The organism is Edwardsiella tarda ATCC 15947 = NBRC 105688, assembly GCF_003113495.2.
Lineage (GTDB): Bacteria > Pseudomonadota > Gammaproteobacteria > Enterobacterales > Enterobacteriaceae > Edwardsiella > Edwardsiella tarda.
The window spans coordinates 2,426,463-2,438,587 of sequence record NZ_CP084506.1; the positions used below are offsets into that span (position 1 = coordinate 2,426,463).

The 12,125-nt window shown below is 62.2% G+C and carries 9 protein-coding genes and 1 pseudogene; 5 read left to right on the plus strand and 5 right to left on the minus strand.

The window, feature by feature from the left end; genetic code table 11:
* The first annotated feature begins 204 nt into the window (after positions 1-204).
* From acrD to DCL27_RS11325, 5 genes are all read left to right on the plus strand, one after another.
* Positions 205-3,321, plus strand: coding sequence for a multidrug efflux RND transporter permease AcrD (acrD, locus tag DCL27_RS11305; RefSeq protein WP_035596706.1), 3,117 nt, complete (start codon positions 205-207; stop codon positions 3,319-3,321).
* A gap of 424 nt (positions 3,322-3,745) precedes the next feature.
* The gene (locus tag DCL27_RS11310) at positions 3,746-4,129 is read left to right on the plus strand and encodes an ArsC family reductase (RefSeq protein WP_035596704.1); all 384 of its coding nucleotides are present in this window, start codon (positions 3,746-3,748) and stop codon (positions 4,127-4,129) included.
* Complete coding sequence (dapE, locus tag DCL27_RS11315) at positions 4,126-5,259, plus strand: succinyl-diaminopimelate desuccinylase (RefSeq protein ID WP_035596703.1); 1,134 nt, start codon at positions 4,126-4,128, stop codon at positions 5,257-5,259. Before DCL27_RS11310 ends, dapE begins: the two co-directional genes overlap by 4 nt.
* Positions 5,256-5,936 (plus strand): M15 family metallopeptidase, encoded by a 681-nt coding sequence (locus DCL27_RS11320; protein WP_035596702.1) that lies wholly within the window; start codon positions 5,256-5,258, stop codon positions 5,934-5,936. The genes dapE and DCL27_RS11320 overlap by 4 nt, the downstream gene beginning before the upstream one ends.
* Positions 5,933-6,139: a YpfN family protein gene (locus tag DCL27_RS11325; protein ID WP_005283814.1), complete on the plus strand. Its 207-nt coding sequence runs from the start codon at positions 5,933-5,935 to the stop codon at positions 6,137-6,139. Before DCL27_RS11320 ends, DCL27_RS11325 begins: the two co-directional genes overlap by 4 nt.
* Before the next feature lie 12 nt (positions 6,140-6,151).
* Here the strand turns inward: DCL27_RS11325 and ypfH are convergent.
* The 5 genes and pseudogenes from ypfH to dapA all read right to left on the minus strand — a co-directional run bounded on the left by ypfH (position 6,152) and on the right by dapA (position 12,076).
* A pseudogene (gene ypfH, locus DCL27_RS11330) lies at positions 6,152-6,825 on the minus strand (esterase).
* 156 nt (positions 6,826-6,981) lie between these two features.
* Entirely contained in the window at positions 6,982-8,952 is a 1,971-nt protein-coding gene (locus tag DCL27_RS11335; protein ID WP_035596700.1) for a tRNA(Met) cytidine acetyltransferase TmcA, read from the minus strand.
* Positions 8,953-9,266: 314 nt separating this feature from the next.
* Positions 9,267-9,980 (minus strand): phosphoribosylaminoimidazolesuccinocarboxamide synthase, encoded by a 714-nt coding sequence (purC, locus tag DCL27_RS11340; protein WP_035596697.1) that lies wholly within the window; start codon positions 9,978-9,980, stop codon positions 9,267-9,269.
* Positions 9,981-10,137: 157 nt separating this feature from the next.
* Positions 10,138-11,178 carry an outer membrane protein assembly factor BamC gene (gene bamC / locus DCL27_RS11345; RefSeq protein WP_005296561.1) on the minus strand — a complete coding sequence of 347 codons (1,041 nt, stop codon included), beginning with the start codon at positions 11,176-11,178 and terminating at the stop codon, positions 10,138-10,140.
* Positions 11,179-11,194: 16 nt separating this feature from the next.
* A complete protein-coding gene (dapA, locus tag DCL27_RS11350) occupies positions 11,195-12,076 on the minus strand; it encodes a 4-hydroxy-tetrahydrodipicolinate synthase (protein WP_005283793.1) in 882 nt (293 codons plus the stop codon).
* Between the last annotated feature and the right edge of the window lie 49 nt (positions 12,077-12,125).

A 12,125-nucleotide genomic window follows, 5' to 3' on the forward strand; every position in this document is an offset into this window, starting at 1 on the left:
GCCAGCGCCGTACTGGCGCTTTTTCGACCACTCATCGCTCAGCCATGCGCCAACGCACGATTTTTTACGTTTTTTCCATTTTTTCTCCACTTTTTTTCCCATGACACAGGATACAGTGCAGCATCATCATCGGCGTGCTCGTGCGTAACCCGCACCACGAGTAACCACCTCCCTCGGTTGTCAGAATTAGCAGGATGGCTACTCATGGCTAAATTTTTTATCGATCGCCCCATCTTTGCCTGGGTTATCGCCATCATCATTAGCCTGGCCGGCCTGTTGGCCATCCGCGATCTCCCGATTGAACAGTATCCTGACTTGGCACCGCCGACGGTACGCATCAGCGCCTCTTACCCCGGCGCCTCGGCACAGACGCTGGAAAACACCGTCACCCAGATCATCGAGCAGAACATGACCGGCCTGGATGGACTGATGTATATGTCCTCGCAGAGCAGCAGCAGCGGCAGCGCCTCCATCACCCTGACCTTCCAATCCGGCACCGATCCCAATGAGGCGATGCAACAGGTACAGAATCAGCTCAGCGCCGCCACCCGCAAGCTACCCCAAGAGGTACAGCAACAGGGGATCCGGGTCAGCAAGTCGGGGGACAGTAGCCTGATGACGGTGGCCTTCGTCTCCACCGATGGCAGCATGGATCGCCAGGATATCGCCGACTATGTCGCCAGTAACCTGCAAGATCCCATCAGCCGCATCGAAGGCGTGGGCAGCGTCGATGCCTTCGGCTCCCAATACGCCATGCGCATCTGGCTCGACCCGATTAAGCTCAACCAGTTCGCCCTGACGACCCAAGACGTCGTCCAGGCCATCAAGAGCCAGAATAGCCAGATCGCCGTCGGCCAGATCGGCGCCACCCCGGCACTGCCCGGCCAGGCGCTCAACGCCACCTTGATGGCGCAGTCTCAGTTGCAGACGCCGAAGCAATTCCGCGCCATCACCCTGCGGGTCAACAGCGACGGCTCGCTGGTCACGCTCGGCGATGTGGCGCAGGTCGAGCTGGGCGCGGAAAAGTACGACTATCTGTCACGCTTTAACGGCAAGCCAGCCACGGGGATGAGTATCAAGCTGGCCTCCGGCGCCAACGAACTGGCCACCGACGCCCGCGTGAAGGCCAAGCTAGCTCAGTTGGAACCCTACTTCCCTCACGGCCTCAAAGTCGAATACGCCTACGAGACCACGCCCTTTGTCAAAGCGGCGATCCAGGATGTGGTGAAGACCCTGTTCGAGGCCATCCTGTTGGTATTCCTGGTGATGTACCTCTTCCTGCAGAACCTGCGCGCCACCTTGATCCCCACCATCGCCGTGCCGGTGGTCTTGCTGGGGACCTTCGCGGTGTTGCTCGCCATGGGCTATAGCATCAATACGCTCACCATGTTCGCCATGGTGCTGGCGATAGGGCTATTGGTGGATGACGCCATCGTGGTGGTAGAGAACGTCGAACGCGTGATGAGCGAAGAGGGGCTCTCAGCGCGCGAGGCGACCCGGAAGTCGATGGATCAGATCCAGGGTGCCCTGGTCGGGATCGCCCTGGTGCTGTCGGCCGTCTTTGTGCCGATGGCCTTCTTCGGTGGGACTACCGGGGCGATTTACCGCCAGTTCTCCATCACCATCGTCTCGGCGATGATCTTCTCGGTGCTGGTCGCCCTAATCCTCACTCCGGCACTCTGCGCGACCCTGCTACGTCCAATCGACAAGACGCAGTTACACGGCAAGAAAGGCTTTTTCGGTTGGTTTAACCGCACCTTCGAGCGTAGCGCCCTGCGCTATGAGAACGGTGTCGAGCGCGTGGTACGCAATGCCGGGCGCAGCATGTTGCTCTATCTATTGATCCTCGCTGGCCTGGGCACGTTATACCTGCATCTGCCCACCTCCTTCCTCCCGTTGGAGGATCGCAGGGTGTTTATGACCCAGATCCAGTTACCGGTCGGTTCGACCCAGCAGGAGACACTGAAGGTGGTGGAGAAGGTGGAACACTATCTGCTGGTCGACGAGGGTAAGGATGTGCAATCGGTGTTCTCCATCGTCGGCGCAGGCCCTGGCGGCAACGGCCAGAACGTCGCCCGGATGTTCGTCCGCCTCAAACCCTGGGAGCAACGCCCGAACGATAGCGACAGCGCGGCCGCCATCGTCGAGCGTGCCAGTAAAGCGTTTGCCCAGATCCGTGAGGCCCGCGTCTTTGCCAGCAGCCCGTCGGCGATCTCTGGCCTGGGGAGTACCGCCGGCTTCGACATGGAGTTGGAGGACCACGCCGGTCTCGGCCACGACGCGCTGATGCAGGCACGCGACCAGTTGCTGGCCGCCGCCGCCAAGCAGCCGGCGCTGACCCGCGTACGTCACAACGGCATGGACGATAGCCCACAGCTCCAAGTCAACATCGATCAACGCAAGGCGCAGGCGCTCGGGGTCAATATCGACGACATCAACGACACTTTGAAAACCGCCTGGGGCTCCACCTATGTCAACGATTTCCTTAACCGTGGCCGGGTGAAAAAGGTCTATGTGCAGGGCGAGGCCGCCTACCGCATGTTGCCGAGCGACATCGACAAATGGTATGTCCGCAACGCCCAGGGCGCGATGGTGCCTTTCTCTGCCTTTGCCAGCACCGATTGGCGCTATGGTTCGCCGCGGCTGGAGCGCTATAACGGCGCGGCAGCGGTCGAGATCGTCGGCGAGGCGGCGCCCGGCATCAGTACCGGACACGCGATGGATATCATGGAGCAGTTGGTTAGCGAGTTGCCCAGCGGCTTCGGGTTGGAGTGGACCGGCATGTCCTACCAGGAGCGCCTCTCCGGCGCCCAGGCACCGGCGCTGTATGCCCTCTCCCTGCTGGTGGTATTCCTCTGCCTGGCGGCCCTGTACGAGAGTTGGTCCATCCCCTTCTCGGTCATGCTGGTGGTACCACTTGGCGTGCTGGGCGCGGTCTGCGCCACCTGGCTGCGGGGACTGGAGAATGACGTCTATTTTCAGGTTGGCCTGTTGACCATCATCGGCCTGTCGGCCAAAAACGCCATCCTGATCGTCGAATTCGCCAATGAGCTCAACCGTAACGGCAAGGATCTGCTGGCGGCGACATTGCAGGCCTGCCGCCTACGTCTGCGGCCGATCCTGATGACCTCGCTAGCCTTCATCTTCGGGGTGCTCCCCTTGGCGACCAGCCACGGCGCCGGCTCCGCCAGCCAACATGCCGTCGGTACCGGGGTGCTGGGTGGCATGGTTGCCGCGACCCTGCTCTCGATCTACTTCGTCCCGTTGTTCTTTATCTTGGTTCGTCGCCGCTTCCCCGGAAAACCGAGCCACCACGCCTGAGGCCAAAACGACGCCGCCCCCTTAACGGGGGCGAGGGATCGGCTACTCCTGTTGTTGTTCCCGTTGGTTCAAAATAAATTCAATAAATGACTTCCAGGTATCCAATTCTTTATCAATCATTTTCGTATCTTTATTAAGTTATAGGGAAAATAGCGTCTGCATAATAACTCGCCATCCGCCGGTGGTGAAGTTTTCAGCGGATAAATTTCGTGCTGTGTCACGCGAGCGCGTGACATCCCGCCGCGCTCCACCGCCATCCCCGCGCCTAACGTCTGGCCGAGCGAGCGCATAAGCCGCATGGTGCGAAGGGGGCGAGACGCGGAAAGCAAGGGGGACGGCGACGCCCCAGGCGGTGCGGCAAGGGTAGATCCCACGGCAGAATTACCGCATTATGGAGCCTTCGCACAGCAAAGGTAACAGTATCATGACCACTCCGTCATCTTCCCCTGCGCCGGTGATCTACGGCATTAAGAACTGCGATACGGTAAAAAAGGCCCGCAAGTGGCTGGATGAACGGCAGATCGCCTACCGCTTTCATGACTACCGCAGCGATGGCCTGGAAGCGGCGCTGTTACACGGCTTTATCGCCCGGCTGGGGGTCACGGCGCTGCTGAATACGCGCGGCACCACCTGGCGGGGGCTGGATGAGGCCACCCGCGCCCAGGCGCAGCAAGCGGAGGGGGCGCTACAGCTCATGCTGGCTCACCCGGCGCTGATCAAACGCCCGCTGCTGCAACAGGGCGAACGGCTGTTATTGGGCTTCAAGGCCGAGACATACGCGGCCTTTTTCGCCGAGGAGGCGCTATGACGCTCTGCCCCGTTCTCGCCTTGGCGCAACAGCTGATCCGTTGCCCTTCGCTGAGTCCCGACGATGCCGGGTGCCAAGAGATCCTGATGGCGCGCCTGCGCGCCCTGGACTTCCATATCGAAGCGATGCCGCACGGTGAGACGCGTAATCTGTGGGCCTGGCGTGGCGGTGAGGGACCGGTGTTGGCCTTCGCCGGCCATACGGACGTCGTGCCGCCCGGCGATGAACGCCAGTGGCGCCATCCCCCCTTCACCCCGACACTCGAAGACGGCCTGCTATATGGTCGCGGCGCCGCCGATATGAAGGGCTCACTGGCGGCGATGATCGTCGCCGCCGAACGTTTCGTCGCCGCCCATCCTACACACGCCGGTCGCCTGGCCTTCCTGATCACCTCCGACGAGGAGGCCAGTGCCCGCGACGGTACCGTGCGCGTGGTCGAAACCCTGATAGCGCGCGGCGAACGCCTCGACTACTGTCTGGTGGGCGAGCCCTCCAGCGAGCAACGCCTCGGCGACGTGGTCAAGAATGGTCGACGCGGCTCCATCACCGCCGATCTGACCGTGCACGGCATTCAGGGACATGTCGCCTATCCGCATCTGGCCGACAATCCGGTACACCGTGCCGCGCCGATGCTGGCCGAACTGGTCGCCATCGAATGGGATCGCGGCAACGATTTCTTCCCCCCCACCAGCCTGCAGATCGCCAACCTCGCCGCCGGTACCGGCAGCAACAACGTGATCCCCGGCGAGTTGTATGTGCAATTCAATCTACGCTTCAGTACCGAGTCGAGCGTCGAGTCGATCCAGCAACGGGTGACGGCGTTGCTCGAGCGCCATGGGTTGCGCTACACCCTCAACTGGTCGCTCTCCGGCCTGCCCTTCCTCACGCCCGGCGGCGCGCTGGTCGAGGCGGTCGTCGATGCCGTCAACTGTTACGCGGGTCAGGCGCCACGCCTGTTAACCACGGGTGGCACCTCCGACGGGCGCTTTATCGCCCGTATGGGGGCGCAGGTGGTCGAACTGGGGCCACTCAACGCCACCATTCACAAAGTCGATGAATGCGTCAGCGCCGCCGATCTCCAGCGCCTCTGCCGTATGTATCAACGCATCATGGAGCGACTCCTCGCATGATCACCCCCGCGATGTTAACCGGCCAAAGCAGCGACCATCTGGTGGCGCTGTGCGGCCATCACCGCCTGCAACGGCCAGCTGCCGAGGCATTTCTCGCCATGCAACGGCGGGCGCAAGCGGATGGCATTGATCTCCAGCCCGCCAGCACCTTCCGCGACTTCGCCCGCCAACAGCGCATCTGGAACGACAAGTTCCATGGCCGCCGTCCGCTGCTGGACGCCGACAGCCGCCCGATCCAGGCCGACACGCTCGCGCCCGACGCGCGCTGCCAGGCTATCTTGCGTTGGTCGGCGCTACCCGGTGCCAGCCGCCACCATTGGGGCAGCGATCTCGATGTCTATGATGTCGCGGCGCTGCCTTCGGAAGCACGACTCCAACTGGAGCCGTGGGAGTACCAAGCCGGTGGCTATTTCCTTCCGCTGACGCGCTGGTTGGACGCGCACATGGCCGAGTTCGACTTCTACCGCCCATTCACAGGCAACGCGCCTGCCGGCGTCGCCGCCGAGCCCTGGCACCTGAGCTATCGGCCGTTGGCGCAGCAGGCCGAAACGCAACTCACGCCGACGTTATTGCTGGCGGCCTGGCAGGATCACGAGATCGCCGGGCGCGACTGGCTCACGGCGAATATGGCGACGATCTTCGCACGTTACATTCATACCCAGGAGGGGAAACAATGAGTTGGCTGGCAGACTATTGGTGGCTGATCTTGCTGGTCTTGATCGGGATGATCTGGAACGGGATCAAGGCGCTGATGCGCCTCGATCCCAAGCGCTATTTAGACCATCGTCCCCCCTTGCCGCCTCACCGCGACAATAACGCCCAGTGGGATGCGGATGACGACTGGCCAAAGGCGGATAAAGGGCGCAAGCCACGCCCGTAACGTCCGCACGCCTCAGCGGTAGGCCACGATCTCCCCACGCTTACCGCTGAGCGCCTCGTCCCAGTAACGCTGAGGGATGTAACTCAACAGGCGACTCATCGCCGCCTCCATCAAGTCATCATTGATGGCGTGCCCCACCGACGCCGTATCCAGCGTCACATCGGTTCCTGTCGCGCGCAGGCGCGCCTCCATCGCCTGAGCCTCGGCGAGCGCGACTCGCTCATCCTCGCTGCCGTGTAGCAGGTGGATCACCGTATTCCCCAGCTTATCCTGCGGCAAGGTCGCGAATCGCCCGCTGAAGGCGATCACCCGTCCGGCCAGATCGGCTTCGCAACGCACCGCCTCCAACGCCATGATCGCTCCCTGGGAGAAGCCGACCAAGGCGGTAGCCTGGTAACCGACGCCGCTCACTCGCTGCCAATGACGTACCTGTGCAATAAATGCGGCATCATCGCCGCAATGCACTGCGCCTCGTCCTCCGCCTGCGGCGCATACCACTGCCATCCCGCGCCATCGGGACTCACCTCGGGTGAGCCGAGGCTGACCACCAACGCCTGAGGAAAGGCGCGGGCGAAATACCCGCCGATCTGCCCCATCGCCACCGGATTATCGCCCGCGGTGTGAAACAGTAAGATCAGTTGCTGCGGCGCCCCATCGGGCTGCTGCACCACATGATGATGTTCCATAATCGACTCCTTCGGCGCGCCTGGCTTGCCGTTGGTATACGACGCTAGCGCGAGCGGCGCGCGTAATCACAAACTCGCACTTATCTTCTCTACGTTATGACTATACGCTCAGGTCGACGCCGATGCCTAGTGGCCGTCGGCACCGCCTTTGTGGTGTCAAGATGACGCCTGCGCCGCCAAGGCCTCGGCCACGGCGCGACGCAGAGCGGCGATCAGGCCACGCCGCCCACAGACGCCAGATGGTGGGGATAGACGCGCCAGATCGCCCTGCTGTTGGCGCAGCTGTAGCAACAACGGCGGCAGGGCCGACGCAGGGCTCGCCGCCAGGAAGCGCAACAGGGCAGGACAGACGCTCTCATAGGGGCGCGCATGGTGCGCGAACCCGATTAGCTCACGCCGGTCGGCCTCATCGGGCGCCATGGCCGCCAAGGGCGTCAGCGGCAACGACAACCCGGTCTGCGCCATCAACCAGTGAGCATCACGTGCCAGGCGTAGGGCCAGACGCTCAGCCAAGGCCCGCCCCGCCGGGGTCAAGGGGTAGAGCGCCATGGCGCTATAACATCCGCTACTGGCCTCGCGTTGCGTCCCAACACGCACCAGCGTAAAACCGCAACGCTGCCAGAAGGCCCATAAGGAGGCGGTATAACCGAAGCTCACGGAGAGAAAATCCATCGCCTGCCCACGCGCCTGCGACACCGCCTCACTCATCAGCGCCGTCGCCACACCGCGCCGACGCATTCCCGCCCGCACCGCGATGCGGCTAACACGCCAGGAGCGTAATTGCGGCGCGATAACCTCACCGCCATGCGCGGCCAACGACTGCGCGACCAGGCTACCACGCGGGCGCCGTTCACCGGCCCACACCGCCTGTGCCAAATCGGCGCTCAGCCCCCCCTCCTCCACCAACCACAGCGCCCCCTGCACCCGCTCCGCGCCCAACGCCGCGCACAGATGCTGGCCGGGCGCATCCATCAGGCGACGGAGGTCGAGCGGCGAAGTGCGATAGTGCGCACTGGTTAGCAACATGTAGAAGTCACGCATGCGTGGCGCGGCCGTCTGCCATTGCGCCTGGTTCAGCCAACGCAACGCCGTCACCGGCGCCACGGCCTGATCGTCGACCTCGCTAAACAGCAACGCCGCATTCAGCCACGCCTCCAGCGGGTCGCTGGCAGCCCAGCGCAACGGCTGATCCAGATGATGGATGCGACAGTCGGGTAATGCCGAGCAAAATTTGAGCAGGAAGCCGCGTCCCGTCCCCTCGTACCCCTGCACGGTGGTGGTCATCAACACCCGGGGAAAGGCGGCGATCAGCCGCTGTAACAGGGGCGCCGGGATCGCCGCCGCCTCGTCGATCAACAACCAGTCAGGCAGCGACTCCCCCGCCTCGATGCGCAGCAGCAGCGCATCCGGTGCGACGAAGGGCAACGCCGCCAGCGCCTGCTGCACCCGCGCCGCCGAGACCCGCGCCGGTGCCGTCAATAGGCAGCGCCCCGCGAGGCGCGTCGCCAACATGCCGCTCAGGGTGGATTTACCCCGACCACGCGGCCCCAGCACCACATTCACCGCCGCCGGATGCGCCAAGGCGGTGAGGATCGCCTCTTGCTGTGCCGTCGGCGCACCATCCGGTGGCTGCCAATCCGCACAGGCCAGCGGTGCCGGGGGCGGGCACGCCTCCCCCTGGCGCCACAGCGTCACCCCGGAGGCCTCGCTCAGGGTACGCTGGAGATGGTAAACGAAATGTGGCGTCGCGCTAGGCTGCTCGCCCTCACTCCAGCGCAGGCTGTCCGGGTCGGCATGCTGCGGCCACGCCGACCAGGGCGGCGTCAATAGGATCAGCCAGCTCCCCGCGCGTAAGGTTCCGGCGAGCGCCGCCAACGCCTCCGCGTGGCAACCGCTATGCCAATCCAACAACGCGTGACCCAACTCGCGTCCTAGCAGGGTTCGTATCTGACTAAACGACAAGGCTTGGCAACCCGCGGGAGCCGGGCTGCCGCACCAACTCACCTCAGCGAGCGAGGCGATGGCGCGCAAGGCTTGGCTACGGCACCAGTCGGCGTCACCGCTGATCACCAACAGGCGGCGGATACCGGCACGACGCATGGCAGGAAGCGAGGCGGAAAGAGGCATGGTGCGATCACGTTCACGTTAGTTTCACGGGAGAAAGTGCGGAGTATAACAGCATTTCCCCCTAACCCGTGTCGGATAGACGGGAATGGAGGGGATGGCGAGTGTGGATGAGATCAGGCCGCCGTCACGTCGCCAGAAGGCGTGCCAGCAATCGGAGGACAGGGCGAGAAGGCGGCGTAGCGATAACGACGGCAGGGCCCACCCCGATAACCCTCGATAACCGATACGCCAAAGGCACAGCCACGCTCAGGAGCGGCGCGCCCAATCCGCGCCGGAAACAGCGACGGGGCCTCACACCCCGTCGATCGTTAGGCTCAGTCGAGCACTACACCCAAGCGATGCGCGACCTCTTCGTAGGCCTCGATCAACCCGCCCAGATTCTGGCGGAAGCGATCCTTATCCATCTTCTCCAGCGTCACCTTATCCCACAGTCGGCTACCATCCGGGGAGAACTCGTCGCCCAGCACCACTTCCCCCTTGAATAGGCCAAACTCCAGTTTAAAGTCGACCAGGATCAGCCCGGCGTCATCAAACAGTTGACTAAGCACCTCGTTGGCCCGATAGCTTAGCGCCTTCATCTGAGCCAGATGCGCGTCGCTGACCCAACCGAAGGTACGGCAGTAGGATTCATTCACCATCGGATCATGCATCGCATCGTTCTTCAGGAACAGATCGAACAACGGCGGGTTCAGCACTTTCCCCTCTTCGATGCCCAGGCGCTTCACCAGCGAGCCCGCGGCGCGGTTACGGATCACGCACTCCACCGGCACCATCTCCAGCTTCTTCACCAACACCTCGGTGTCGGACAACAGACGCTCCATCTGCGTTGGGATCCCGGCCTCCTCCAGCTTGGTCATGATGAAGTGATTAAACTTGTTGTTCACCATCCCCTTGCGATCAAACTGCTCAATGCGCTGGCCATCCAGAGCTGACGTATCGTTACGGAACGACAGAATCAGCAGATCCGGATTATCCGTGGCATAGACCGTCTTGGCTTTGCCACGATACAACTCAGCGAGCTTTTGCATTTTGCGTACTCCATAGGTTAAGAACAGAATAAACCGAAGCGTTCGGAGGCGGCGTTACCGCCGGATGAGGGGCATTATACGCCAGCCAAACGATTGCGTGGAGAAAAAAATGCAGAAAAAAGGGGGCCGAGGCCCCCTGATGCGTGATCGTCGCAGATTATGGACGGGCGAACGCCGCCTGGAATACCTTGACCAACGCGTCGTTACGCGCCTGCGTCAACGGTTGTCCCTTGCTATCGAGGAACTGCAGGCTGGTGCGGTTATCCAGATCGCCGACTTGGATCTTGTAGTCGCCATTAGCCAGATCCGGGGCGCTCACACCCAGGCTCTCCCAAGTGCTGCTACTCGGCTCCTTGTATTTCACCGCGATGGTGCCCTGCGGACGGCTGCTGTCGCTGATCGTCATCCCCAGACGCGTCAATACCGCCGGCGCGCGCTCCCAGACCTGCGCATAAGGCGCACGCACGATCAGCAACGGCAGGCCGGTATCATCCGCCCCGCTCTGCACATCGATCTGACCGATGGTGCGATTCGCGCGGGCATCTGCCAGCTCACCCTGGATCTTATCCAGATTGCTAACCACATCGTTCAATACATTAACCGCATAGCGCTGGATCTCACCGTTCGCCGTCACCGGCGAACCACTCTGCTCCAGGGCTAGAGACTTGACCACGATCGCCGTCTGATACCCCTGCGGCTGCACAGAGATCTGATAACGCCCGCGATACTGCTGATCTTCATCGGCACGATTAAAGGCGATCCAGTCCGTCGTCAACGACTGGCTGGCGTCCTGGCGGTTGGCGATCGGGAAGTTATCCGCCTGTACCGCACGCACCACCTGCCCCCACAACCCATGGGTGCCCGCGGTGTTCTCCACCAGCATGATGGCGGCGCCGTTACTATACTGGGCGCGTGAGCCATTCAGCAGTGCCAACGCCTGAGCCGGAGGACGGATATCCAGCGCCTTGCCAATAGCCCCTTTATCATTGCCAAAACGAATATCGTAGGTGCTATTCTGCAGCGGCAGGATCATCCCCGCCGGTGCCTTTAGCTCCTGCAGCGCCGGCGTTTCCAGGTACGCTTCGTCCCCGCTAACCTGACGCTTGTAGCGCTGGTCGCTGGAGCAGGCGGAGAGCATCATCGCCAAAGAGACGCCAACGAGGGTGGCAATCGTCGACTTTTGTACTGAGTAAGCCATTCAATCTCCCTAAGAGTTACAGCACACCGGCATGGCGCAGTGCGCGTTCTACCACCGGGCGCGCAGCGTCGCTCAATGGTGTCAGCGGCAGACGCAGGGTGTCGGTCGCTATCAAGCCCAATACCTTGGTTGCCCATTTTACGGGTATCGGGTTTGCTTCTATAAATAGGTCGTGATGCAGCGGCATCAGACACTGATTCAGTTTACGGGCGGCGGCGATCTCACCGGCCAGCGTCAGGCGGCACATCTCTGCCATCTGGCGTGCCGCGACGTTCGCGGTAACCGAGATAACCCCCTGCCCGCCCAGGCGCATAAAATCCAATGCCGAGGCATCATCGCCGCTTAGCAGGATGAAATCCTGATCGTTGACCAGTTCTTGGATCTGCCCGACACGGCTTAAGTTCCCGGTGGCCTCTTTAATTCCGACGATATTTTCAATCTGCGCCAGACGCGCCACGGTGGCCGGCAGCATATCGCAACCGGTACGTGACGGCACGTTATACAGGATTTGCGGCAGATCGGTACAGGCGGCGATGGCGCGGAAGTGCTGGAACAGCCCCTCCTGAGTCGGTTTATTATAGTAAGGCGTCACCGACAGGCAGCCCACCACACCGCTATCATTAAAGCGCTCCGTCAGCGCAATGGCCTCGCTGGTGGCGTTGGCACCCGCACCGGCGATCACCGGGATGCGTCCATCGGCCAGCTCGAGCGTCTGTAAGACGACGTTAACATGCTCGTCATGATTCAACGTCGCCGACTCACCGGTGGTGCCCACGGCAACGATCGCCGACGTACCGCTGGCGACATGGTAATCCACCAACTTTTTCAGGCTTGCGCGGTCGACATGACCCTTGTCATCCATCGGCGTGACCAGCGCGACAATACTTCCCGTGAACATACTCCATCCCCCTCTAAAAACAGGCGTCTCATGGTACGTTTTAAAGCAT